This window comes from Allobosea eneae (genome assembly GCF_042657265.1).
GTDB classification, from domain to species: domain Bacteria; phylum Pseudomonadota; class Alphaproteobacteria; order Rhizobiales; family Beijerinckiaceae; genus Allobosea; species Allobosea eneae.
In genome coordinates, this window is record NZ_JBHSLW010000039.1 from 97,054 (window position 1) to 120,511 (window position 23,458).

General features: G+C 67.1%; 25 protein-coding genes. 13 read left to right on the forward strand and 12 right to left on the reverse strand.

Translation table 11 applies throughout. The annotated features are described in order from the left end of the window. Positions 1-2: 2 nt before the first annotated feature. Positions 3-482, forward strand: a complete 480-nt coding sequence (gene rpsI / locus ACFPOB_RS23360) for a 30S ribosomal protein S9 (RefSeq protein ID WP_377800770.1) — start codon at positions 3-5, stop codon at positions 480-482. A gap of 64 nt (positions 483-546) precedes the next feature. Here the strand turns inward: rpsI and ACFPOB_RS23365 are convergent, their stop codons facing one another. Further along, on the reverse strand, positions 547-1,428 hold the full coding sequence (locus ACFPOB_RS23365; protein WP_377800771.1) for a LysR substrate-binding domain-containing protein: 882 nt from the start codon (positions 1,426-1,428) through the stop codon (positions 547-549). A 119-nt stretch (positions 1,429-1,547) separates the two neighbouring features. On the opposite strand from ACFPOB_RS23365, the gene ACFPOB_RS23370 reads away from it, so the two are divergent. Further along, entirely contained in the window at positions 1,548-2,873 is a 1,326-nt protein-coding gene (locus tag ACFPOB_RS23370) for a serine hydroxymethyltransferase (protein WP_377800772.1), read from the forward strand. Between the two features lie 97 nt (positions 2,874-2,970). Here the strand turns inward: ACFPOB_RS23370 and ACFPOB_RS23375 are convergent, their stop codons facing one another. Beyond that, positions 2,971-4,350 (reverse strand): serine hydrolase domain-containing protein, encoded by a 1,380-nt coding sequence (locus ACFPOB_RS23375; RefSeq protein ID WP_377800773.1) that lies wholly within the window; start codon positions 4,348-4,350, stop codon positions 2,971-2,973. 169 nt (positions 4,351-4,519) lie between these two features. Here ACFPOB_RS23375 and ACFPOB_RS23380 point away from each other — a divergent pair, with 169 nt between their 5' ends. Next, positions 4,520-4,732, forward strand: coding sequence for a DUF3126 family protein (locus ACFPOB_RS23380; RefSeq protein WP_377800774.1), 213 nt, complete (start codon positions 4,520-4,522; stop codon positions 4,730-4,732). Positions 4,733-4,744: 12 nt separating this feature from the next. Here ACFPOB_RS23380 and ACFPOB_RS23385 read toward each other — a convergent pair whose 3' ends face one another. After that, positions 4,745-5,470 carry a hypothetical protein gene (locus tag ACFPOB_RS23385; RefSeq protein WP_377800775.1) on the reverse strand — a complete coding sequence of 242 codons (726 nt, stop codon included), beginning with the start codon at positions 5,468-5,470 and terminating at the stop codon, positions 4,745-4,747. Between the two features lie 172 nt (positions 5,471-5,642). Between ACFPOB_RS23385 and ACFPOB_RS23390 the strand changes: the two genes are divergently transcribed. Together ACFPOB_RS23390 and ACFPOB_RS23395 are read left to right on the forward strand one after the other, a co-directional pair. Further along, positions 5,643-5,972 carry a DUF6949 family protein gene (locus ACFPOB_RS23390; RefSeq protein ID WP_377800808.1) on the forward strand — a complete coding sequence of 110 codons (330 nt, stop codon included), beginning with the start codon at positions 5,643-5,645 and terminating at the stop codon, positions 5,970-5,972. Positions 5,973-6,027: 55 nt separating this feature from the next. Further along, positions 6,028-6,558, forward strand: a complete 531-nt coding sequence (locus ACFPOB_RS23395) for a gamma carbonic anhydrase family protein (RefSeq protein ID WP_377800776.1) — start codon at positions 6,028-6,030, stop codon at positions 6,556-6,558. 292 nt (positions 6,559-6,850) lie between these two features. Here ACFPOB_RS23395 and ACFPOB_RS23400 read toward each other — a convergent pair whose 3' ends face one another. From ACFPOB_RS23400 to ACFPOB_RS23415, 4 genes are all read right to left on the reverse strand, one after another. Then, entirely contained in the window at positions 6,851-7,249 is a 399-nt protein-coding gene (locus ACFPOB_RS23400) for a DUF1236 domain-containing protein (protein WP_377800777.1), read from the reverse strand. Positions 7,250-7,823: 574 nt separating this feature from the next. After that, entirely contained in the window at positions 7,824-8,456 is a 633-nt protein-coding gene (locus ACFPOB_RS23405) for a transglutaminase-like cysteine peptidase (protein ID WP_092158586.1), read from the reverse strand. A 543-nt stretch (positions 8,457-8,999) separates the two neighbouring features. Beyond that, positions 9,000-9,614 carry a PilZ domain-containing protein gene (locus ACFPOB_RS23410; RefSeq protein ID WP_092158584.1) on the reverse strand — a complete coding sequence of 205 codons (615 nt, stop codon included), beginning with the start codon at positions 9,612-9,614 and terminating at the stop codon, positions 9,000-9,002. Between the two features lie 65 nt (positions 9,615-9,679). Beyond that, entirely contained in the window at positions 9,680-10,252 is a 573-nt protein-coding gene (locus tag ACFPOB_RS23415; RefSeq protein ID WP_092158582.1) for a PAS domain-containing protein, read from the reverse strand. Between the two features lie 366 nt (positions 10,253-10,618). Here ACFPOB_RS23415 and ACFPOB_RS23420 point away from each other — a divergent pair, with 366 nt between their 5' ends. Beyond that, positions 10,619-11,437, forward strand: coding sequence for a rhomboid family intramembrane serine protease (locus ACFPOB_RS23420; protein WP_377800778.1), 819 nt, complete (start codon positions 10,619-10,621; stop codon positions 11,435-11,437). A 189-nt stretch (positions 11,438-11,626) separates the two neighbouring features. Further along, positions 11,627-12,058 carry a CBS domain-containing protein gene (locus ACFPOB_RS23425; RefSeq protein ID WP_377800779.1) on the forward strand — a complete coding sequence of 144 codons (432 nt, stop codon included), beginning with the start codon at positions 11,627-11,629 and terminating at the stop codon, positions 12,056-12,058. Between the two features lie 125 nt (positions 12,059-12,183). Here the strand turns inward: ACFPOB_RS23425 and ACFPOB_RS23430 are convergent, their stop codons facing one another. The 3 genes from ACFPOB_RS23430 to folE form a co-directional block, all read right to left on the reverse strand. Then, on the reverse strand, positions 12,184-13,146 hold the full coding sequence (locus tag ACFPOB_RS23430) for a patatin-like phospholipase family protein (protein ID WP_377800780.1): 963 nt from the start codon (positions 13,144-13,146) through the stop codon (positions 12,184-12,186). Between the two features lie 208 nt (positions 13,147-13,354). Next, a complete protein-coding gene (gene hisI / locus ACFPOB_RS23435; protein ID WP_377800781.1) occupies positions 13,355-13,756 on the reverse strand; it encodes a phosphoribosyl-AMP cyclohydrolase in 402 nt (133 codons plus the stop codon). A gap of 165 nt (positions 13,757-13,921) precedes the next feature. Continuing rightward, positions 13,922-14,563 carry a GTP cyclohydrolase I FolE gene (gene folE, locus ACFPOB_RS23440; RefSeq protein WP_377800782.1) on the reverse strand — a complete coding sequence of 214 codons (642 nt, stop codon included), beginning with the start codon at positions 14,561-14,563 and terminating at the stop codon, positions 13,922-13,924. A 158-nt stretch (positions 14,564-14,721) separates the two neighbouring features. Here folE and ACFPOB_RS23445 point away from each other — a divergent pair, with 158 nt between their 5' ends. After that, positions 14,722-15,171 (forward strand): iron-sulfur cluster assembly scaffold protein, encoded by a 450-nt coding sequence (locus ACFPOB_RS23445; RefSeq protein ID WP_377800783.1) that lies wholly within the window; start codon positions 14,722-14,724, stop codon positions 15,169-15,171. 3 nt (positions 15,172-15,174) lie between these two features. Here ACFPOB_RS23445 and ACFPOB_RS23450 read toward each other — a convergent pair whose 3' ends face one another. Next, positions 15,175-15,903, reverse strand: coding sequence for a phosphatase PAP2 family protein (locus ACFPOB_RS23450; protein WP_377800784.1), 729 nt, complete (start codon positions 15,901-15,903; stop codon positions 15,175-15,177). A gap of 85 nt (positions 15,904-15,988) precedes the next feature. Between ACFPOB_RS23450 and yidD the strand changes: the two genes are divergently transcribed. Beyond that, on the forward strand, positions 15,989-16,354 hold the full coding sequence (gene yidD / locus ACFPOB_RS23455) for a membrane protein insertion efficiency factor YidD (protein ID WP_377800809.1): 366 nt from the start codon (positions 15,989-15,991) through the stop codon (positions 16,352-16,354). Here the strand turns inward: yidD and ACFPOB_RS23460 are convergent. After that, on the reverse strand, positions 16,336-16,575 hold the full coding sequence (locus ACFPOB_RS23460; protein WP_092158566.1) for a cysteine rich repeat-containing protein: 240 nt from the start codon (positions 16,573-16,575) through the stop codon (positions 16,336-16,338). The genes yidD and ACFPOB_RS23460 overlap by 19 nt on opposite strands. A 241-nt stretch (positions 16,576-16,816) precedes the next feature. Here ACFPOB_RS23460 and thrS point away from each other — a divergent pair, with 241 nt between their 5' ends. The 4 genes from thrS (at position 16,817) to ACFPOB_RS23480 (ending at position 23,409) form a co-directional block, all read left to right on the forward strand. Further along, positions 16,817-18,814 (forward strand): threonine--tRNA ligase, encoded by a 1,998-nt coding sequence (gene thrS, locus ACFPOB_RS23465; protein ID WP_377800785.1) that lies wholly within the window; start codon positions 16,817-16,819, stop codon positions 18,812-18,814. A 101-nt stretch (positions 18,815-18,915) separates the two neighbouring features. Continuing rightward, on the forward strand, positions 18,916-21,435 hold the full coding sequence (locus tag ACFPOB_RS23470) for a caspase family protein (protein WP_377800786.1): 2,520 nt from the start codon (positions 18,916-18,918) through the stop codon (positions 21,433-21,435). A 64-nt stretch (positions 21,436-21,499) separates the two neighbouring features. Then, positions 21,500-22,789 (forward strand): DUF2157 domain-containing protein, encoded by a 1,290-nt coding sequence (locus ACFPOB_RS23475; RefSeq protein ID WP_377800787.1) that lies wholly within the window; start codon positions 21,500-21,502, stop codon positions 22,787-22,789. Continuing rightward, on the forward strand, positions 22,786-23,409 hold the full coding sequence (locus tag ACFPOB_RS23480; RefSeq protein ID WP_377800788.1) for a GDYXXLXY domain-containing protein: 624 nt from the start codon (positions 22,786-22,788) through the stop codon (positions 23,407-23,409). Before ACFPOB_RS23475 ends, ACFPOB_RS23480 begins: the two co-directional genes overlap by 4 nt. Positions 23,410-23,458: the final 49 nt, after the last annotated feature.

The window sequence follows — 23,458 nt, forward strand, 5'->3', positions numbered from 1 at the left end:
CCATGGCTGAGGTTCTCCAGTCTCTCGAGCAGCTCGGTCAGGTCGCCAAGGGCGTCCAGCCCGAGGCTCCCGTCCACGTCAAGAAGGTCGACGCGCAGGGCCGCGCCTATGCCACTGGCAAGCGCAAGAACGCCATCGCCCGCGTCTGGATCAAGCCGGGTTCCGGCAAGATCACGGTCAACACCCGTGACCAGGAAGTCTACTTCGCCCGTCCGGTGCTGCGCCTGATCCTGCAGCAGCCGCTGATGCTGGTCGACCGCATGACCCAGTACGACGTCATCGTCTCGGTCAAGGGCGGCGGCCTCTCCGGCCAGGCCGGCGCAGTCCGTCACGGCATCTCCAAGGCTCTGACCTTCTACGAGCCCGAGCTCCGCGGTCCGCTCAAGAAGGAAGGCTTCTTGACCCGCGATTCGCGCGTGGTCGAGCGCAAGAAGTTCGGCAAGGCCAAGGCCCGCCGCAGCTTCCAGTTCTCGAAGCGCTGATTTCTTTATCGGCTTTGGCCGGTGTCGATCCGGAGGGCGGCTCTCACGAGCCGCCCTTTTTCGTTCAGTTGCCGGCTTCCAGCCAGGCAATGAGCTCGGCCCGCCGCGGATGCGGCTTGCCGGCTTGCGGAAACAGCAGCGATAGCCGGTCGCCGGTCGGGAGTTCTTCGGTGAACGGCCGGACGAGCCGCCCCTTCGCAAGGTAAGGCGCAACCAGGCTCCGGCGGCCGATCAGGATGCCGGCGCCGCCAAGCGCGGCATCGAGCGCCAGCGCATAGAGCGAATAGGACGGGCCGCGGCCGGCATCGATCCCGCTTGCGCCGGCAAGGCGCAACCAGCGCGCCCAGTCGCTGCGCCAGACCGCGTCGTGCAGCAAGGTCTGGGCGGCGAGATCGGCCGGCGTCCGCAGCTTGCCGGCGAGCGCCGGGGTGCAGACCGGGAACAGGCTGTCTTCGCCTAGCGCGAGTGCGTCAGCCGGCGGCGCGGCGAGATAGAACAGCGCCAGGTCGAAGCTCTCGTGCCGGCCCGTCGGCGGGTCTTCCATCGCGCTGATCGAGATGGCCAGGCCCGGAAAGGCCTGTTGCAGCGCCGGCAGGCGCGGCGACAGCCAGAGCTGGGCGATGCAGGGCAGGGCGGCGATGGTGAGCGCCCGGCCGGCATGGCTCGCCTTGAGGTCTTGCACCGTCACCGCGAGCGCATCGAAGGCGGCGCTGAGCCGCGGCCGGGCTTCCTGCGCGGCCTCCGTCAGCGCGACGCCCTGCGGCAGCCGCCGGAACAAGGTCAGCCCGAGGAAGGCTTCGAGATGCCGAATTTGCTGGGCGATCGCGCCTTGCGTAACGCCGATCTCCTCGGCCGCCTTCGAGAAGCTGCCGAGCCGCGCAGCTGCCTCGAAGGCACGCAGCGCATTGAGCGGCGGCAGGTGTGGACGCGGTGGTCTGACGGGCATGGGCGAAACGACGTTGCAGGCCTAGATTTTCTAGCCCTGCCGGCGACGATAACTGGTTTGCATAAGCCCCGGCAAATCGCTGCAATGGGCGCACAAAACAACACTCTGCGGGGATGGCGATGACGGTGAAACTGGCGCGGCGCGGTTGGGTGCCGGAGGCAAGCGAGGACTATGTGCTGCGGATCGCCGGCGAGGTCGCTGGCCAGGACCGCGCCACGCGCGAGGCGAGGCTTGCCGATCTCGTCACCGAGAACCGCACCATCCACGAGCGCGACTGCGTCAATCTCAACCCTGCGACCAATGTGATGAACCCGCGCGCCGAGGCGGTGCTGGGGCAGGGGCTTGGGACGCGGCCCTCGCTCGGATATCCCGGCGACAAATACGAGATGGGCCTCGAGGCGATCGAGCAGATCGAGGTGATGGCGGCCGAACTGGTGGCGCAGGTCTTCGGCGCATCCTATGCCGAGATTCGCGTGCCCTCGGGTGCGATCGCCAATCTCTACGTCTTCATGGCGGCGGCCAGGCCCGGCGATGTCGTGATCGCGCCGCCGCCCGCGATCGGCGGCCATGTCACCCATCACGGCGCCGGTGCCGCCGGGCTCTACGGCGTCGTCACCCATCCGGCGCCGATCGATGCCGACGGTTACACGGTCGATGTCGAGAAGCTGCGTGCGGATGCGTTGCGGGTGCGTCCCAAGGTGATCAGCATCGGCGGCAGCCTCAATTTGTTTCCGCACCCGATCCGCGAGATCCGCGCCATCGCCGACGAGGTCGGCGCGATCGTGCTGTTCGACGCGGCCCATCTCTCCGGCATGATCGCGGGCCATGGCTGGCAGCAGCCGCTGGAAGATGGCGCTCATGCGATGACGATGAGCACCTATAAGAGCCTAGGCGGCCCGCCCTCCGGCCTGATCGTCACCAATGATGCCGGCCTTGCCGAGAGGCTCGACGCCATCGCCTATCCAGGCCTGACCGCCAATTTCGACGCGGCGAAATCGGCGGCGCTGGCGATCACCATGATGGACTGGCAGGAGTTCGGCCGCGACTACGCCGCGATGATGGCGGCGACGGCCAAGGCGCTGGCAGAGGCTCTTGTCGAGCGGCAGGTGCCGGTGTTCGCCCGCGATCGCGGCATGACGACCTCGCACCAGTTCGCAATTGAGGCCGCACCCTATGGCGGCGGGCAGGCGGCGGCGAAGCGGCTGCGAGCCGTCAACATCCTGAGCTGCGGCATCGGCCTGCCGATCGCGGAGGTCGAAGGCGACGTCAACGGCCTCAGACTCGGCACGCCCGAGATCGTCCGCTTCGGCATGAAGCCCGAGCACATGCCCGAGCTCGCCGGCTACATCGCCGACGGATTGTCGCGCGCCCGCCCGGACGAGGCGATCGCCCGCGATGTCACAGTTTTCCGCAGGAGGTTTGGAAGGCTGCATTATGTGAGGTGAGGGCGTAGCGCGTCATTCTCGGGCGAAGCGCAGCCAAGACCGGCGAATCTCGGGACGAGAAGGCGGCATTAGAGCCCGCCGGCCTGAGATGCTCGGGTCAAGCCCGAGCATGGCGCTGATCATACCGTTCCACCATCTCGGCCTTCAGCGCCTCTTCGCCGATCACCTGCGCAGCGCCGAGCCAGGCCTGCTCGATCTCGCCCGTGGCGTTGCGGATCAGGCGCACCGGCTCGCCCGGGCTGGCGAAGGCCGAGGCCTTGACGATGCGGCCCTGGTCCTCGCTGTCCGGGACGATCTCGCCGGCGTCGAAAAAGGGATTGAACAGCGCAGGATTGGCGATCAGCACCTTGCCGTCGACCGGGACGAGGTCGCCGGCGCCCCAGATCGTCCAGAGGCGCTTGCGCCAACGCTCGGTCGCCGGTGTCGGCGCGCCGTGCTCGGCGAAGGTCCTGAAGATCTGGATCACGCCGTCGAGCCAGGGATGGGCGAGGCCGTCAATGGCGTTGGTCAGCACGGAGACGGTTAGGCCCTGCGTCGGGAGGGTGGCGGTGCGGGTGATGAAGCCCTGGAAACCACCGGAATGGCCCACCCAGTCCCAGCCATCGCCGCCGCCCGAGATGGTGCCGAGTCCGTAATGCCGGCCGAGGCTGCTTTCGGCATCGGGCCAGAGCCGGCGCGTCATCTCGCGGCGGCTCAGCGCCGACAGCACGCTGCGTTCGGCCGTCGGCGAGAGCTGGGCGATGAAGCGGGCGATATCGGCCGCGGTCGCGACGAAGCCGGCGGCCGACACCATGGCGTTGCCCGGATTGTCGGCCGGGATCACCACGCGCCGGCCGAGCGGCTGCGTGCCGCTATGGCCTTTCGCCATCGGCCCGGTCCAGAGGGTGATGTCGGGCCTGGTCTCCGTCAGCCCGGCCGGCGCGACGATCTCGCGGGCGATCCAGTCGGCATAGGGCTCAGCCGTGACCGCCTCGATGACGAGGCCGAGCAGGCCGAAGCCGTGATTGGAATATTTCAGGCGCTGCGAGCCCGGGAAAACCGGCGGCCGCGCGAGATCGGCGAGCAGCTCGTCCTTGCGCAGATAGGGCTTGCGATCGAAGAACTGGCCAGAGTCTACGCCGTCCCGCAGGAGACCGGCGCTGTTGGAAAGCAACTGGGTCAGCGTCACCGCCGCAACGTCTGGGTGCAGGCCCTCGACATAGGCGCCGGCCCTGTCGTCGAGCCGCAGGCGCCCCTGCTCGACGAGGCGCAAGGTACCCGCAGCGGTGAAGCTCTTCGAATGCGAGGCGATGCGGAAGCCGTGGCGCGGCGTCAGCGCCTCGCCGGTTGCAAGATCGGCGCTGCCGAACGCAGCTTCCAGCACGATCTCGCCCTCGCTGGCGATCGCGACCGCGCAACCGGGCTGGTCATGGAACCGGCGCTGGAATTCGAGCCAGCTGGCGACATAGTCGAGCGCGGCGGGCAACCAGGGCTTCATCGGGGAATCCATCGTCGAGTGCGGCGGGAGCGGGAGCTTTGCACGGCCGATGGCGCAACGTCAGTGCTGCAATGCGCATGAGCCATGCGTTGTTGGCCGGATCGCCTTCGTCCTTGCCCTCGCGGGCTACGCGTGGCATCCGTCCGCGCCACACATAAGGATCGTCATCGTGGACAAGACCGAACTCGCCAAGCTCGAAGCCTATCTCCGTCGCACCTTCGCGAACCACAGCATCAGCGTGCGTGCGCGGCTGAAGAAGACCGACTCGGCCGAGGTCTATCTCGCCGACGAGTTCATCGGCATCATCCATGTCGACGACGAGGACGGTGACCGCTCGTTCAACTTCACCATGGCGATCCTCGACGTCGATCTCGAGGATTGAGGGTTCAGGCGCTCAGCGCATCAGCCCGTCGAGCGTGCGGCGCACGCCGCCGAGCATGATCTGCCAGTCGGCGACGATGGCGCGCGGGAAGCGGATGTTCACATCGACGCCGCGATGGCGGAAGGTCACGCGGCAAGGCTCGTCGAGGCCGCTCTGGGCGGTCTCCAGCGGGCAGCGCGCCGCAAAGCCACGCCCGTCCGGCGCCGAGACATAGAGCTCGTCGCCCTCATAGGGCGAGCCCTTGCGGAAGCCGCGCACCACCAGCCCGCCCGGATTGGACCAGACCGTCGGCGTCAGGAAGCGGGCATAGGTCGAGAGCTGCGTCGCCGGCTCGTTGACCTTGTCCGGCGGACTCAAGGTCACCAGCAGGCGATGCTTGGTGTCGGGCGTCACCGGCCCGAGATTCGGCCAGTCGAGCCGTAGACGCGCCATGCCGACGAGGCGCCCTTCGTCGCTGTCGGCGCCGGTCAGATTCCGCGGGATCGCCAGCACCACATCGCCGACACGCGAGACCTGCAGCTCGGTCCCGGCATCGGGATCGGGGTGGGTGGCGAAGAGGGCAAGGCTGGTGCCGCCAAGGCCGAGCGCGACGATCGCGGCCGCAAGCTTCAGCAGCGCGCGGTCTCCGCGCGGCAGGGCCGGCGCTGGGCGGCGCTTCAGATGGTTGCGGATCAGCGCCGCGACATCGGTGGCGCCGGTGAGCGGCTGGGTCTGATCGGGCGCGGCGTAGAGGCTCATCGGATTCGTCCCCGGGGCCGGCGGGCGACCCAGTCAGGACACTCAATCAAACCGGCCTTAACGCCCCGTAAACCATGTCAGGGCCGGCGTGGTTAACCATTGGTTAAAGCTTTGCTTCCCGGTTGAGCGAGTGTACGCCATGGTCCACCAGCAGCCGCTGGAAGCCGTGCCCGTGACGCTCGAACCCTCCGCCGTCGAGGCGCTGAAATCGCTGATCCTCGGCTTTGCCTTCGCCGGCCTGCTGGCGAGCGCCTTCGAACTGTTCACGCGCAAGCGCGCTGGCTTCGAATTGCTGCAGAGCGGCGGCGTCGGGGCCGTGGCGAGCGTGCCTGTGGTGGTGTTCAGCGCACCGTTCCTGATCCTGCGCAACACCGTGCGCGGCCGGCAGCTCGAAGGTCGGCCCTTCTTTTTCGTCATGGCAGCGAGCATGATCGCCTCGCTCTGGAGCCTGATCAGCGGCCGGGTCGTGCTCGACCTGCTGATGATGATCGGCGCGGCTTGACGGCCAGGGTGCTCGGCCTGCAATCCTCGGGCTGAAAAGCCCTGGAGGATACGCCATGCCGCTCTATTCGCTCGACGGAACCGCTCCCGAGACCCCACCGGACGGGCAGTGGTGGCTCGCGCCCGACGCCCATCTCATCGGCCGCGTCCGGCTGGCGAAGGATGTCGGGATCTGGTTCGGCTCGGTGCTGCGCGGCGACAATGAGTGGATCGAGATCGGCGAAGCCACCAATATCCAGGAAGGCTGCGTATTCCATACCGATCCCGGCGCGCCGCTCAGGGTCGGCGCCGGCTGCACCATCGGCCACCGCGCCATCCTGCATGGCTGCATCATCGGCGAGAACAGCCTGATCGGCATGGGCGCGACCGTGCTCAACCACGTTAAAATTGGCCGCAACTGCCTGGTCGGCGCCAATGCGCTGGTGACCGAGGGCAAGGAATTCCCGGACAATTCATTGATCGTTGGCTCGCCGGCACGAGCGATCCGCACCCTCGACGAGGCCGCCGTCGCCGGCATCGCCCGCACGGCCGCTGGCTATTCCGCGCGCTGGAAGCAGTTCGCCAAGGGCATGAAGCGGATCGACTGACCGCTTAACCTGCTGTGCAGTCACCAGTCCTGAACAGAAGCGGGCTGGCTCCCGAAGAAGCAGGCAACCTGCTCACCGCTGCGGCCACCAAGGCAGCCGGCAAGCCTGAGCTCAGAGCGATGACAGGCTGTGGATAGAATGTCTAATTCGAGCTTGGACAGAGTGTCTCGCGCATTCCTAGCGCTGGCGAGCCACGTGGTAGCGATGGCCGCTATCGACGGCAGCTAGAGTGGGAGCATCAAAGCGTTAGGGTCGCACACCCGCCAGCATGCGACCCTCGACGAGAACAGGATCAGTCGATCACTTGTACGATGCGCCGGGTACTCGGCTCGACCAGAACGGTGCGGCCATTCACGACCGTGTAACTGTAACCCTGCGCGCCGTATTCACTGGGCACCTGGCGATAGACGATACCGCCCTCGGCCGGCAACACGGTGCCGACCGCCATCGGCTCGGCATAGGTGTAGGACGGGACGCGCTGCTCAACGACGTAAGCGCGAAAGCGCGGAGAGTCGTCGATCATCGTGCCGCCAGCCGGGTCCCGCTTCATCGAAGGCTCGACTGTGCCGACGCCGAGCGCCGGATCGCGCGTAGAGCCGCCGGTCGGATCGCGTACGATTGCTCCCGAGTTCTGTGCGAACGCCGTCGCAGGCAGAACCGCTAACGCCAGCGCAAATGCGATAGTCTTCATGACCAAACTCCTGAGTTGCGTGCTTGTGACAGCTACCAAGACGCGGCGATGAAGTTCCGGCGCGCTCAAGCCTGGCGGCGGTCAGCCACCAACCTTTCGAGCGATGCACTGCGAGTGAGGATGGGGCAGCTGCTTCAACGACTGGACGCGCAGGAAACCCCCTGAAAGAAATCATGCGGCGGTTTTCGGATAGCTCGATCTGAGATGCGTTCCGAATACCGGATGCGCTGGTTAGTTCAGCGGCTGCCATTTGATGGCTCCCGCAGCAGCGTTGCGTCAGGCGGAGCGGCCGCAACTACTGCCGCCGGTGGAAACTTCGATCGGCCCGACGAGCGGAGGGCAGTGGTGACAGTAGCGGCAAAAAGCGCGTAGGGAGTGAAAAATGATTATGTGGAAAATCAGATACTTAAAGAAGCGGGCCGGCTCCCGGGGAAGGAGCCGGCCCTGGACGTGCCCGGTCGGGGACGGGTGGGTGGGGACGTGACCGGACGCGTCGTCCCTATGGCTAGCTTGTCAGGCCTTGCCATTCATTCTGGCGCGCCGAGCTCCGTCTGGCCCGGCACCCCAATTCTCGTTAGCGCAGCGAGGCCACTGTCGAGGTCGAGAGGCCGCCGAGCGAGGCCCAGCCGGTGCGGGTCTGGGATTCACGCTTCACATAGGTGTAGCCGGTCTGGCTCCACGGCAGGATCGCGTTGCGCTTGTTGTCGAGGATGAAATCGCCGCGGTCGGTGCGGATCATCAGCACGGCGTGGCCGGCATTCTCCTCATCGATCACGACGGTGACGCGCATGGCCCGGCGTGGCACGCCGGCTTCAGCCAGGCGCAGGCGCTTCAGCAGCACATAGTCCTCACAATCGCCCTTGCCGTCGGTCGGGATGTCCCAGCGGTCGACCACGCCCCAGTGGTCCTGGTCGGTGATCGCCTCGATCTCGCGATTGGCCTTGAGATTGGCCGCGACGATCAGCTTCCATAGCTTCGGCGTCAACTCGATCTGCTCGGCCTCGCGGGTGTCGACGGCGCATTCGCTCGGGCTGCGCTTGCAGAAATCCGTCCAGGCGTAAGGCGCTCGGGCGTCGCCGCCGGCGACGATCGGGGCGCTGGCGACCGGCAGAGCGCCGGTCTGCTGCGCCTCCGCGCCGGTCACACCGGTCAGAACGATAATGGTAGCAGCGGCAAGACCGCGAAATCCCCGGAAGCTCGAAAGCATGTCGTCCCCTTTCCTGTCCCGGGAACGACCATGCTCTTGGGCTGTAGAGATCGCTTGAAATGAAAGCGGACAATTTTACTGAAATCGAGCCTATAGATGATCAAAGTACTTGTAGAGAATCAGGTATAAAAGCGAGGGTAAGAATTCTCAGCCCTCGCGTGAGAGATTCTTAACTATGGATCTCCTTAACCATCCAGTCTCTTAACCATGAGGTCGAGGTTGGCAATCCCGTGTTAAGGGTTGCCGCGCCGAGCGGGCGAGACAGGGGCATTCCTTTCACGGTTGGAGACGACGGCGGGCAAAGACCGCCTTTGATCGTTAGAGAGAGGTCGTTGGCGCTGCGCCTCCTATGGCGCGGCGCCGGCCTTCATCCGCACCGTTCTTCCACAGGCGAGGAGGGGGCTGTCAGGATACCTGTTCTGGCCGAAGATTTCTGGGGCCGGAAAACGTATGGCGAGCCGCTGCCCGGCCTTGCGGGGGCGGGCGCGGCGCCTCGGAACTGCCTTGAAGGCTCAGCCGGACGGAAGAAGCGCTTGCCCGCCCTCAGAGCTCGAGATTCTCGTCGAGCGCGTCGGCCGAGAGCGGCATGCGGAACTGGGCGGCGTAGCCGCCGTCGAAGCGGCGTACGATCATCGCCGCAGTACCGCCGAGCCGGACCGACGTGCCCATCTCGAACTGGTGGTCGCTGGCGAAGGCCGCGCCCGACAACGAGATGTCGATCAGCCGGATTGCATGCTCGCTGCCGTCCTCGAGGGTGATGATGCAACGCGGATTGCGCGGCACGATGCGCTCATGGCGCCGATCCTCGGGCAGGCCGAGCTCGTCGCGATTGGCGAGCCAGGTCAGCTGCGCGGTGAATTTCTCGCGCTTGCGGCTGGTCGCGGTGATGGTCATCGCGAAGCCGGCGGGCGTAGTGCGCACCGCCGTGCCTTCGATTCGGCCGAGATGTTCGAGATAGACGATGACGCGGTCGCCGACCATCGGCTTGACCGGCGCGACCATGTGCAGCCCGCCCGGCGAGATGTCGGTGGTCTGGCACGGATATTCCATGCGGTTGGGCAGCATGTAGCGTCCGAGCAGGACGACTTTCATGCGCTGATGCCGCCGGCGCTCGACCGGGACCGAGCCCGTCTTCGGATTTTGGGGCGCCGTGAGCATCGCTGACTCTGTTTCTACCAGGGTCATGCTAGCGGCTCGCGAGTTAAGAGGTAGTTAGAGCGGCCTCACACACGTCCGCCGGGAAGCAGCATCAGCTTCGGCCGCTTGTCCTGAGCCTGCGTTTCGCCGCTCCGCTGCGCCCGAGAATCCGGCCAGATCATCCTGAGCGAGATCATCCGCATCGAATCGAGCGTATCGAGGCCGAGCCAGTCCGGCGACAAGGCCGGCGAGAGCGCGCCGAGGATGCGGGCATGGGTGCGGCCGCGATAGCGCAATGGCAACAGGAGCAGTTCGAGATGGACGCTGGCGCCGTTCTCAGTCTGGGCCGAGAGGCCGGCGACGGCGCCCGCGCTCTCGTCCATCACCGTCTGGACGAGGCGGCGCATGTCGCCCTGGGCCTCGACATCGGGCCAGAGGGCCGCGAAGGCGCGTCCGCGCAGCTCGCGATCGAACAGGGCGCAGAGCCGCGTTCCGGCCAAACGGAAGACCGGCCCGATCGGCTCGTTCTCCAGCACGAAGGTGTCGGCCAGCGCATGGCGCAGCGCGCCCGGCTCGATCTCGCCCCGTTCGGGGGCGCTCCGTTCGCCGCGCAACGCGTCCCAATAATCGAAAACCAGGCGGGTGCTCGGATTCTTCATGTCGTGTCCAGTCCGGTCTGCGCAGTCCCTGATCGTGCGAATGCGTGTCAAATCGGATCGCTTTCGTGCGAGGTGGAGACTGTCGGGCCCTTGCGAATCGGCAGGACGCAGCCCGCATGCCGTCTTGCCACGCGACCCGGACAGGGGGAGGCGGCAGGGGTCGTTAAGGTTAAGTAACGGTTAAGCTTGTGGAAGATGCCTAAAATGCCGCATAAATCCCTCGTCGAATTCGAGCCCGCACAATGCGTGCGGGCTTACCGGAAAAGGCGGGGGCGCGGGGGCGTGACCGGCCGGGAGGGAAGGGGAGAGCGCCAGCTCTCCCCTTTTCTGTTGCCTGCCGGAGGCCGATGCGCCAGTGAGGGCGTGATGGCGGCATATCCAGACGATCCAGACGGCCCTCCGGCACGCGAGCCGATCTTCAATCTGCCTGGCGCCGTCGTCTGGCTGGTCGCGGCCTTGGCGCTGATTCAGGGCGTGCGCGAACTGCTCAGCGCACACGACGACTTTCTCCTCGTCTCCTGGCTGTCCTTCGTGCCGGCGCGCCTGACGCTCTGGTTCGCACCGGACCGCCTTGAGGAGGTCGCCCGCTCGCTCGGCAGCGCCGGCACTCCCGATTTCGTCCAGCGCCTGCAACTGGTGCGCCTCCTGCTGGCGGATGGCGGTGGTCAGCCCTGGACGCTGCTCAGCTACGGGCTGCTGCACGGCTCCTGGCTGCATCTGATTTCGAACGTAGTCTGGCTGGCGGCCTTCGGCAGCCCGGTCGCACGCCGGCTCGGGGCAGGGCGCTTCCTGCTGCTGATGGCGCTCTCGACGATCGCCGGCGCCCTGCTGCACTGGTGGTCTCGCGAGCTCGACGTGCTGCCGCTGGTCGGCGCCTCGGCCGGTGTTTCCGGCGCGACGGCGGCGGCGATCCGGTTCGTCTTCTCGCCCGGCGTGCATTTCGGCGGGCTCGGCCATGACGAGGTGGTGCGTGCGATTCCGGCCGAGCCGCTCGGCGGCCTCTGGCGCAATTCGCGGGCGATGCTGTTCGTGGTGATCTGGTTCGTCACCAACATCCTGTTCGGCGCCGGGCTGGTGCCGATCCTCGGCGAAGAGACCAGCATCGCCTGGGAAGCGCATATCGGCGGCTTCCTCGCCGGCTTGCTGTTGTTCCCGCTGCTCGATCGCGGGCCGGTCAGGCGCTGATCACAACCGAGGCAGGCAGGCTGCGTTCCACGATCGCCTTGCCGTCGCCCCAGACTTCGCTCACATTGAACCCAGTCCAGCGTGGCGTCGCGCCGCGGACGGAACGGTCCGCAGGACCCGGCGCTGCTCTCGTCGCAACCTATTGACGTGCACCGGCCAACGGTGCCGCTACCGTCGGAGGAGAAGTCGATGAACGTCGTTCATATTCTCGGAAGCAAAGGGGCAGAGGTGGTCTCGGTGCAGCCGCACCGGACGCTCGGCGAGGCGGCGCGGACCCTGGCCGACAAGCGGATCGGCGCGGTGGTCGTCACCGGCGCCGATGGCGGCCTGCTCGGCATCCTCTCCGAGCGCGACATCATCAAGGCCCTCGGCACGGATGGCGCCGCCGCGCTGGAGACGCCGGTGTCCCGCGCGATGACCGCCAAGGTCGTGACCTGCCGGCCGGACACCAGCGTCGACGATCTCATGGAAATCATGACCTCGGGCCGCTTCCGGCACGTGCCGGTGGTGGACAATGGCCGGATCGCGGGAATCGTTTCGATCGGTGACGTGGTCAAGCATCGCGTCGCCGAGATCGAGGCCGAAAGCCGGGCGATGCGCGACTATATCGCGATGGCGTGAGCGTCCCATTGGCGTCATGCTCGCCCTTGTGGTGAGCATCCACGTCTTGAACACCGCTCTCGAAGAACGAAGACGTGGATGGTCGGGACGAGCCCGACCATGACGGACGTCCGGGTCACTCCCGCCTAGTTCAGCGGCAGGTGGTTGGCCGCGACGATCGCGGCGACCTCGTCCAGCGCGCGCTCCGCCGCTTGCCGGCCGAGCGCGATCGCCTCGTCGGCGCGGTGGAAGTCGAACAGCCCGACTCGGCCGAGCTTGGGCCCGATCATCACATCGGGCGGGTCGCCGGCGAGTCGCGAGCGTGAAATCCGGTCCTGCGTGATGTTGAAGGCGTCGACCATCACGCCGGCGAGGCCCGGCTGCTGGTCGTGATTGGCCTTGCCGACGATGCCGCGCATGCGCTCGCGCATGCCGCCGAACCAGCCGGAAGCCGGGCGCTGCTCGGCCACGGGTTCCGGATCGGCGTCGGCGCCATAGGATTGGATCACCGTGCCGCGGCCGGTCATGTCGCTGTTCAGGTTGACACAGAGCACGACGTCGGCGCCGAGCGCCCGCGCCACCGTGACCGGCACCGGATTGACCAGCGCCCCGTCCATCAGCCAGCGTCCGCCGAGCTTCACCGGGTCGAACACGCCAGGCAACGCGTAGGAAGCGCGCAGCGCGTCGACCAGCGAGCCGCGGGTCAGCCAGATCTCATGGCCGGTGCCGAGTTCGGTTGCGACGGCGGCGTAAGTCTGCTTCAGGTCGCTGATGTGGAGGCCCGCAAGATCGCGTTCCAAGAGGCGCTTCAGCCGGCCGCCCGAGATCAGCCCGGCGCCGCCGAGATGGAAGTCCATCAGGCCGACGACGCGACGCTTGGTCAGGCCCAGTGCGAATTCCCGCAATTGCTCGAGCTTGCCAGCAGCATAGCAGCCGCCGACGACCGCGCCGATCGAAGTGCCGGCGATCACTTCGGGCGCGTAGCCCGCCTCGGTGAGGACATCGAGGACGCCGATATGCGCCCAGCCGCGCGCAGCGCCGCCGCCGAGGGCAAGTCCGATCCGTGGCCGGCTGAGGCGCGCGGCGGGTCGGGAAACGAGATCGTTCATCGCAGCTCCGCCGCCGCCCAATCCAAAGGCCCGTCTGGCGATGTTCTCCAGCCTCATCGGCGCAATCCCTCCGCGGGAGGACTTCAGGATCGCGCCAGCCGATGAGCGAAAGATGAACGGCGCCGGGACCCTAGGCGGCTATCAGTCGCTTTTGAAGGAAACATGAAAGCTTGGTGAAAGGATTGCCAACGAAGCAGGCAGTCCCGGTTCAGAAGGTCAGCGGTGCGTCGGCCGCGGTGCCGACCGGCTTAACCCGATAGAAGCAACTGTGGCGGCCGGTGTGGCAGCAGCCGCCGTCTCCGCCGACATTGACCTTGATCCAGATCGCGTCCTGATCGCAATCGACCCGCATCTCGACGATGCTCTGGAGCTGGCCTGAGGTCTCGCCCTTGCGCCAGAGCGCTTGGCGCGAGCGCGACCAGTACCAGGCTTCGCCCGTCTCGATGCTTCGGCGTAGCGATTCGGCGTTCATATGCGCGACCATCAACACCTCGCCGGTCTTTGCGTCGGTGGTGACGCAGGTGACGAGGCCGTCACGATCGAATTTGGGAGCAAGGACCGTGCCCTCTTCGATCTCGGCTTTGGCTGAAAGGGTGGGGAAGGCAGTCATGTTGGAATCCTGACGGTGACGTCTCGCATATACGGCAGGTAACGTGAGCCGTCATTCTCGGGCGGCGTGGAGCGCCAGCCCGGGAATCTCGAGGCCAGAAAACGCTGGTTTCCGAGATGCTCGAGGCAAGCCCGAGCATGACGCGTCGGAACGCAGGTCGTGGGCTCACAGCCCCGGCGACTTCACCATGGTGAAGAAGCGCACCTGCTCGGCGGGGTCGCGGAAGCGGCCCGTGTACTGCGTCGTCATCGTCGACGAGCCCTGCTTCTGCACGCCGCGCATCGACATGCACATGTGCTCGGCCTCGACGAGGACGGCGACGCCGCCGGGCTTCAGGCACCGCTCGATCGCCTGGGCGATCTGCGCCGTCATCGTCTCCTGCGTCTGCAGGCGGCGTGCATAGACCTCGACGACGCGGGCCAGTTTCGACAGTCCGACCACGCCCCCGCTCGGGTAGTAGCCGATATGGACCTTGCCGACGAAGGGCACCATGTGGTGCTCGCAATGCGAATAGAACGGGATGTCGCGGACGAGGACCATGTCCTTGTAGCCGTCGACCTCCTCGAAGACGCGTTCGAGAATCTCCTCGGGGTCCTCGTCGTAGCCCCTGTAGAATTCGCGATAGGCTTTGGCGACGCGGCCGGGTGTCTCGAGCAGCCCCTCGCGCGAAGGATCGTCACCGGCCCAGAGGATCAGGGTGCGCACCGCTTCCTCGGCCTCTTCCCGCGTCGGCTTTCTGACGAGAAATGTGTCTGCGGCCGGGCGCAGGGCCTGGTCCGCGGATAAGGACTTAACCACGGCGTCCATGTGGTGCCTTCCGTTTTGTTGTCTCGCCCTCCTACGTGCGGAAGGCGGGGATGGATCAAGTCGTCGACTGCTGCGGCAAGACGGGCCTCCCCATCTAGGAGGGTCCTTTCTATATTGGGGTGGAAGGCGGGTCGATCCACCCCCGCATGGGCTCGCACATGCTGAACGACGTCTACAACAAGCGAATCCTGGAATTGGCAGGAAACCTCCCGCTGCTCGAGCGCCTGCCGGCGCCCGATGCCACGGCGACGGCTCATTCGCGCCTTTGCGGCTCGACGGTGACGATCGACCTGAAAATGGACGAGGATGTCGTCACCGGCTTCGGCCACGATGTCCGCGCCTGCGCGCTCGGACAGGCCTCGTCGTCGATCATGGCGCGCCATGTCGTCGGCTCGACGGCCGACGAACTGCGCAAGGTCCGCGAGCAGGCGCGGGCAATCCTGAAGGAAGGGGCGGAGCCCCCGGACGGGAAATGGGCGGACCTTTCCGTCCTTGTTCCGGTGCGCGACTTCAAGGCGCGCCACGCCTCGACCATGCTGACCTTCGACGCGGTCGTCGACGCGATCGGCCAGATCGAGGCGAAGCGGCGCGAGACGGTCGTGGGCTGAGTGCTATTTCAGCCCGAAAGCCAGCCGCGTCTCGACCCGCGTCTCGTCGAAGCGGACCTTGAAGGCCTTCTCGGCGAGCAGCGCCTTGGCGACGACGCGGCCGATCTTGTCACCGGCTTCGAGGTCGGTCGGATAATGGAAGCCGCAGACGAGGCGGCTCTCGCCATAGCTCTTGACCCGCTCCTCGAACTTGTCGGCGAGCTCGGGCACGGCGTCCGAGAGCAGGGTGGCGTAGAGTGCCGCGGTTGCAGCGTGCGCCGAAGGGAAGGACGTCCCCTCTGGCCGCCCGCCCGGGCAGGGCTTGACCCTGACCTTGTTCCACATCTGGAACGGGCGGATGCGGCTGGTCAGGCGGTTGACGCTTTTCAGCAGGATGGCGAGCTCGATCTGCGCCTCGCGCATCAGGAGCCGCGTCTCGCGATGGGTGCCTTCGACATAGGCGTGGTCGATGCCGTTCAGGAAGGCGTTGAGCGTCTGGTATTGGTCGGCGATCGCCTGCTTCTCGCGCTCGGGCGTGCGGGCCGAGGAGATGGCGAGCACCTTCTCGAACTCGGCGCGATGCTCGGGCGAGTTCTGCGCCGGTGGCAGCCCCATCACCTTGGCAACGTCGATTTTGGCGGCGTCGAGCCAGATCAGGTAGGGTCTCTGCTGTGCAGCCGCGGGCAGGGCCAGGGTCAGGGCGAGCAGCGGCCCGCAAAGGGTGGTGGCGGAGGGAAGGAAACGTGCGCGCATTATGACCGGGGGGTGGGAAGGGCAGAATCGGCAAAGGGCGATGGAGAGAGGTGAGCGGGGACGGCGAGGTTCGCTCAAGTCATACCTGCCTAAACATGCTGAAAAAAGCCTTTCATGGCGACGCGGCCTCGCGCTTGCTCCACGGCGGGGGGCGCATCTGCTGATCCGCGGCTATCAGCTCAGCCTCTCCATGCTGATCGGCAGGCAGTGCCGACACTGGCCGTCCTGCTCGGAATACACCGACGAGGCGATCCAGCGGCACGGCCTTTGGGCCGGCGGCTGGGTCGGCTTCGCCCGCATCTGTCGCTGCACCCCGCTCGGCACCTCGGGCATCGACCTCGTCTGCGAGGAACTGCCGCTGGAGGGAGCCTGGTACAAGCCTTGGGCCTATGGCCGCTGGCGCGGGGTCAACGCGCCGGCGGCTGACGAGCCTCAGCCGCCAGGGCGCTGAGCCCGCGCCTGCTGTAGCGTGGTCAGGCAGGCCTCGGAGAACGAGGCGCGCTTTTCCTTCAGGCAGGCGGCAAGCCGTCCGCCGCCCGGCTTGATCCCCGGACAGTTGGCCTGGAAATCGGCGGCGCAGGCCTTGCGGATGGCGGCGCGATCCGGCGCCTGGGCAAATGCGGTGGCAGGCAGGAGCAGGCCGGCGAAGGCGAGGGCTAGGCTGCGGGACATGGTCTGTGGTCTCCCTGATGGCGAGGCCGCGATGCTGGGCGTGCCGGCTTTGCCGCGACCTGACCGGAAGATGACGAAACGGACAGCTTCGGCGAGGCCAGCGATTCCGCGATTGCCTGCGCTCTCCCGCTCGTATAGGCCTCCCCGGCGCGCGCCGATCCGGCTGCCGGCCGCGCCCCTCAAAGGCAGCCGGCCTTGGCTTACGGGGCTTTGTATCCCCGAGTGAGCAGGAGCGCGATCGATGACGATCTCCCTGACATTTCCCGACGGCGCACAGCGCGAGTTCCCTTCCGGCATCACCGGCAAGGACATTGCCGGCGGCATTTCCCCCTCTCTGCTGAAGCGCACCGTCGCGATGGCCCTCGACGGCGTGGTCGTGGATCTCGGCGACCCGATCGAGCGCGACGCGAAGATCGAGTTCCTGGGCCGAGAGGACCCGCGCGCGCTGGAGCTGATCCGGCATGACACCGCGCACGTCCTCGCCGAAGCGGTGCAGGAACTCTTCCCCGGCACGCAGGTGACGATCGGCCCGGTCATCGAGAACGGCTTCTTCTACGATTTCGCCCGCAACGAGCCCTTCACCCCGGAGGACTTCCCGGCGATCGAGAAGAAGATGCGCGAGATCATCGCGCGCGACAAACCTTTCACCAAGGAGATCTGGAGCCGCGACAAAGCCAAGGATTTCTTCGCGAAGAAGGGCGAGGCCTACAAGGTCGAGCTGGTCGATGCGATTCCCGCCGACCAGACGCTGAAGATGTACGCGCAGGGCGACTGGATCGACCTCTGCCGCGGCCCGCACATGACCTCGGTTGGCAAGGTCGGCAACGCCTTCAAGCTGATGAAAACGGCCGGCGCCTATTGGCGTGGCGACAGCAACAACGCGATGCTAACCCGCATCTACGGCACGGCCTTCGCCCGGCAGGAGGAACTCGACGCCTATCTCAAGCAGCTAGAGGAAGCCGAGAAGCGCGACCATCGCCGCCTCGGCCGCGAGATGGACCTGTTCCACTTCCAGGAGGAGGGGCCGGGCGTCGTCTTCTGGCACTCCAAGGGCTGGCGGCTGTTCCAGGAGGTGTTGACCTATATGCGCCGGCGCCTCGCCGCCGACTATGAGGAGGTCAACGCCCCGCAGGTGCTCGACAAGTCGCTCTGGGAGACCTCGGGACACTGGGGCTGGTACCAGGACAACATGTTCGCGGTGAAGTCGGCCTCGGCCTTCGAGAACCCGAACGACCAGGAGCGTGACCACAAGGTCTTCGCCCTGAAGCCGATGAACTGCCCGGGCCATGTCCAGATCTTCAAGCACGGGCTGAAGAGCTATCGCGACCTGCCGATCCGGCTGGCCGAGTTCGGCAATGTCCACCGCTACGAGCCGTCGGGCGCGCTGCACGGGCTGATGCGCGTGCGCGGCTTCACCCAGGACGACGCCCACATCTTCTGCACCGAGGAGCAGCTCGCCGCCGAGTGCCTGGCGATCAACGACCTGATTCTCTCGGTCTACGAGGATTTCGGCTTTACCGACGATCTCGTCATCAAGCTCTCGACGCGGCCGGAGAAGCGCGTCGGCTCCGATGCGGTCTGGGACCATGCCGAAGACGTCATGACCAGGGTCCTGGAGAGGATCGCGAAGCAGTCCGGCAACCGGATCACGACCGAGATCAACCCGGGCGAAGGCGCCTTTTACGGGCCGAAGTTCGAATATGTCCTGCGCGACGCCATCGGCCGCGACTGGCAATGCGGCACGACGCAGGTCGACTTCAACCTGCCGGAGCGCTTCGGCGCCTTCTATATCGGCTCGGACGGCGAGAAGAAGCAGCCGGTCATGGTCCATCGCGCCATTTGCGGCTCGCTGGAGCGCTTCGTCGGCATCCTGATCGAGCACCATGCCGGGCATTTCCCGCTCTGGCTGGCACCTGAGCAGATCATCGTCGCGCCGATCACCTCCGAGGCTGACGCCTATGGCGAGGAAGTCACCATGGCGCTGCTCTCGGCCGGCCTGCGCGCCCGCGCCGACCTTCGCAACGAGAAGATCAGCTACAAGGTGCGCGAGCACTCGCTGGCCAAGGTCCCTGTCATCCTCGCCGTCGGCAAGCGCGAGGCCGAGGAGAAGACCGTGACCGTGCGCCGCCTCGGCAGCCAGGCCCAGACGGTGATGAGCCTCGACGCCGTGGTCGCGGCGCTGGTCGAGGAGGCGACGCCGCCCGACCTCGCCCGCAAGAAGAGGATCACGGCGGCCTGAAGCGCCTTTAGGCGCTCGCCAAATTCCGCTCGTCATGGCAACCTGCCGCTGGGTCAGGTGAGTATGCCATGCGAGCGGCGCTGAGAGCTGTATCGATATGCTTGGGATTGCTGTGGTGGGCGAGCGCGTCGGCGCAGAGCGCGCCACTCTCCGACAACGCCGATTCGATCGCGGTGGTGGTCGGCAACAAGGCCTACAAGCAGACCAGCACGGTCGATTTCGCGCATAACGACGCCGAGGCGATCAGGGCCTGGCTCATCGGCACGCTCGGTTTTCACGAGAGGAACGTCTTCCTTGTGAAGGATGCGACTCTCGGTGAGCTGAACCAGATCTTCGGCAGCGAGGCCAATCCGCAGTCGGGCCGGATCTGGCGCCGCGCCACCGAAGGCCGTTCCAACGTCTTCGTCTATTATTCCGGCCATGGCGTGCCGGACCTCGGGACGCGCCAGGCGATCCTGCTGCCGCAGGACGGCGATCCCAATCTGAGCGAGAGCGGCTACCGCCTGGATACGCTCGATCGCAATCTCGAGCTGGTGCGGCAGAAGATCGGGCCGCAGCGGCACGTGATCGTGATGATCGACGCCTGCTTCACCGGCGAGACCGGGCGCAAGGGCGAGAGCCTGCTCGCCGTCTCCGCCCCCGGCTTCGTCCCGTCCAGGCCGCGCAGCGGCGGCGGTATCGTCAAGCTGGTCGCGACCTCCGGAGCGTCTCCCGCCAACTGGGACCAGAACCAGAAGCTCGGCCTGTTCACCAGCCGTTTCCTCATGGGCGCGGCCGGCCTGGCGCGGGCGAGCGGAGCAGGTCAGGGCAGCACCGTCAGCTTCGCGGATCTAAGGCGCTATCTCGGCGAGACGGTGCCGGAAGCGGCGCGGCGCGACAGCGGACGCGAGCAGATTCCGGAGGTCGACGAGGCGGCGATCACGCTTCCGGTCGGCACCCCGGTCGCGGCCGTCGCCGGCATGGTCGCCAGCGGCCGGGACGAGCAGGCCTGGCGGTGGGCGCTGGCGTCCGGTGAACGCCTGGCCCTCGAGGACTATATCGCGCGCTGCGGAGCGGTCTGCCGTTATCGCGAGGCCGCGCTGACGCGCCTGAGCCAGCTGCAGCGCGACGCGCAGATCGCCGTCGACCGGCAGAACTGGCAGCGTCTCAGTGCCGAGGGCAAATATGGCGACTACCTGAAGGGCTGCGGCGCCATCTGCGCGTATCGGGAGCTGGCGGAGAACTACCTTCCCGAGCTGCGCGCCGCGCGCGATCCGAGCATCCGCAAATGCGACGAACTCGCCGGGCACGCCGGCGATCTCGACCGCAACCGCGACGCTCGCGGTGTCGCCTTCGACGATCTCCCGGCGGATGCTGCGATCGCCGCCTGTCGCGCCGCATCCGAGCTGCAGCCTCAGCTGCGGCGCCTGGGCTTCCAGCTCGGCCGCGCCTATGACAAGGCCAAGCGCCCGAGCGACGCCGTCGCGGTCTATCGCAAGGCCTCGCAAGCCGGCAGCGCTGCGGCGATGCGAAACCTTGCCTACCTCCTCGAGAACGGCGAGGGCAGCGCGAAGGACGAGCCGGAAGCGCGGCGCCTCTATGAGAAGGCGGCGCAGGCCGGTCACGTCGAGGCCATGAACAATCTCGCCATCATGCTGGAGAAGGGGCGCGGCGGCCCCGAGGATCTGCTCGGCGCGCGGCGCTGGTACCAGAAGGCCGCGGAGGCCGGGCATGGCTGGGGCATGCGGAACTTCGCGCTGGCGCTGCAAAAGGGCTGGGGCGGGCTGGAGAACCTGCCGGAAGCGCGGGTCTGGTACGAGAAGGCGGCCCGGGTCGGCAATGCCGATGCGATGACCGCTATCGGCGTCATGCTCGAGCACGGGCAGGGCGGGCCTGCCGATCTGGCCGAGGCGCGGCGCTGGTACGAGAAGGCCGCGCAGGCCGGCGACGCCGAGGGCATGCGCAATTTCGGCTTCATGCTCGAAAAGGCACGCGGCGGTCCGGAGAACCTGCCCGAAGCACGGCGCTGGTACGTGAAGTCGGCGGAAGCCGGCAATGCCGGCGGCATGAACAATCTCGGCGTCATGCTCGAAACGGGTCGGGGTGGCCCCGCCAACCTCGCCGAGGCGCGCCTCTGGTACGAGAAGGCTGCGCGGGCCGGCGACGGCTGGGGCATGCGCAATTTCGGCTTCTTGCTGGAAAAGGGCCGCGGCGGCCCGGAGGACCTGTCGGAGGCGCGGCGCTGGTACGCCAGGTCGGCGGAGGCCGGCAATGCCTGGGGCATGAACAATCTCGGCGTCATGCTCGAGACCGGGCGGGGTGGACCGGCGAACCTGGCGGAAGCTCGCCTCTGGTACGAGAAGTCTGCGCAGACGGGCTATCCGGTGGCGATGAACAATCTCGGCGTCATGCTGGCCAAGGGACGCGGCGGGCCGGAGGATCTGCGGGAGGCCCGGCTCTGGTATGAGAAGGCTGCGCAGACCGGCCATCCTGCCGCCATGAACAATTTCGGCTTCATGCTGGAGAAGGGTCGCGGCGGCCCGCGCGACCTGACCGCGGCGCGCGACTGGTACGAGAAGGCGGCGCTGGCCGGCAACGAGCAGGCGAAGGGAAATCTGAGGGCGATGCAGGGCCAGCGCTGAGGTGGCAGACCCCGGCTGCGAGCACTCTCGCCAAAACCCGTCAGCCCGTGCCAAATAGGCCCGCATGCTGACCGGTTCCTATCGCAAGCGGCTCGAGGCCGATCTCAATCGCTGGGTGGGCGAGGGGCTGGTCAGTCCCGAGAGCGCGGCCGTCATCCGCCGCGCACTGGCGCAGGAGGGCGGCGGCTTCAAGCTGCCGGCCCTGATCGGCCTGTTCGGCGGCCTGCTGATCGCCTCCAGCGTTTCCGCCTTCGTCGCGGCGAACTGGGAGGAGATTCCCCGTATCGCCAAGCTGGTGATGATCCTGCTCGGCCTCGCCGGCGCGCTCGGCATCTCGGCGCGCCTGGAGAGTCGCGGTTCGACAGGCGGCGCCGACGCCGCCGCGACGTGCGGCACGCTGATCTTCGCCGCCGGCGTCGCGCTCGTCGGCCAGATGTACCATCTTCCGACCGACTGGCCGGGCGGGGCGCTGCTGGTCGCGATCGGCGCGCTGATCGTCGCCTTCCTGCTGCGCTCGAACGGCGCGCTCATCATCGCCATCGTCGGGATCGGCTGCTGGGCCGGCGGTCGCTGGGACGAGGGGGAGAGCAGGGCGCATCTGCTGTTCTGGCTGCCCTTCCTGCCGGCGCTCTGGCTGGCCGCGACCCGGCACAACCGCCTTGTCCATCACGTCGCGGCGCTGGCGCTGCTCGGCTGGTTCGCGACGCTGCCGGGCCAGTCGGCCTTCCTGCGCTTCGACTACGGCCTGCTCGCCTATGGGCTCGCCGTCTCCGCGTTGTTCGTCGCGCTCGGAGCGCTGGCGCTCGACCGGGGCGGGCCGGGCCTGCTCACCGCCTTCCTGCCCTGGGGGCTGATCGGGCTGATCCTGTCGCTCAATGTCGAGCTGATTCGCATCCTCGACCCCACTGAGGCTCGGCCTGGCACGGCGCATTCGCTGAACTATGTCGCCTATGCGCTGGCGCTGCCGGTGGTGATCGGCCTTGGCCTGCTGGCGCGCGAGCGCCGCTTCGCCTGGCCGCTGGCAGCGGCGCTCGTCATGTCGCTGCTGGTACCGGTGCTGTTCTGGAGCGGCGGCGCGGTCAGCATGGCCGGCAAGATCGTCGTGGCGGCATTGATTCTCTCGATCGCGATCGGCGTTGTCGTCGCCGGTGCGGGTGGCGGCGTACGCCGGCTCAGCATCGCCGGCTCGCTCCTGTTCGCCATCGCGGTCGTGACCCTGCTCTGGCAGACCATCGGCACCTTGCTCGACCAGTCCCTGTTCTTTTTGGTCGGTGGCGCCGCCCTGATCGCGATCGCCAGCGGGATGCGCCGGCTCCTCGCCAAATTCAGCAAGCCGATGGAGGCCGCGCCGTGATCCGCCTGCCTTCCGCCGACGCTCTTCTCGGCCGCGTCTCGCCGCTCTGGCGCGGGCTCGCCGCCATTGTCCTGCTTTGCGCGCTGATCCTTGCCATGGTCGAGTCGCGCGCCGGCATTCTGCGCTCCGGCACGGAGATCAGGCTTGCGACGGCTCCGGTCGATCCCCGGGACCTGTTCCGCGGCGATTATGTCATCCTGAACTACAGGATCAGCACGCTCGAACCCGCCAGGCTCGACGGCGACAAGAGCTTCGAACGCAATCAGACGGTCTTCGTCCGCGTCGCCCCCGGAGCCGACGGGCTGGCCGAGGCGAAGGGTGTCTATCTCGCCCGCCCGCCTGCGTCTGCGGGCGGGGCCGTGCTCGAAGGCAAGGTGGTTTCGACCGCCGCCTGCGCGGTCAACGCGAACGGCGACCAGGACTGCAATGCCGGCCGCGGCGCCATCCGCGTCGCCTATGGGCTGGAAAGCTATTTCGTGCCCGAAGGCACCGGCCGCGCCATCGAGACGACCGAGCGCAAGCGGCTCGAAATCGTCGCGGCCGTGTCGAGCTCCGGACAGGCGGCGATCAAGCGCCTGCTGATCGACGGCAAGCTCGTCCATCAGGAGCCGCCTTACTGAGTGGGGCCACCGCATAGGCCGGTCGCCCTGCCTCCTCCCTTCCCCCTTG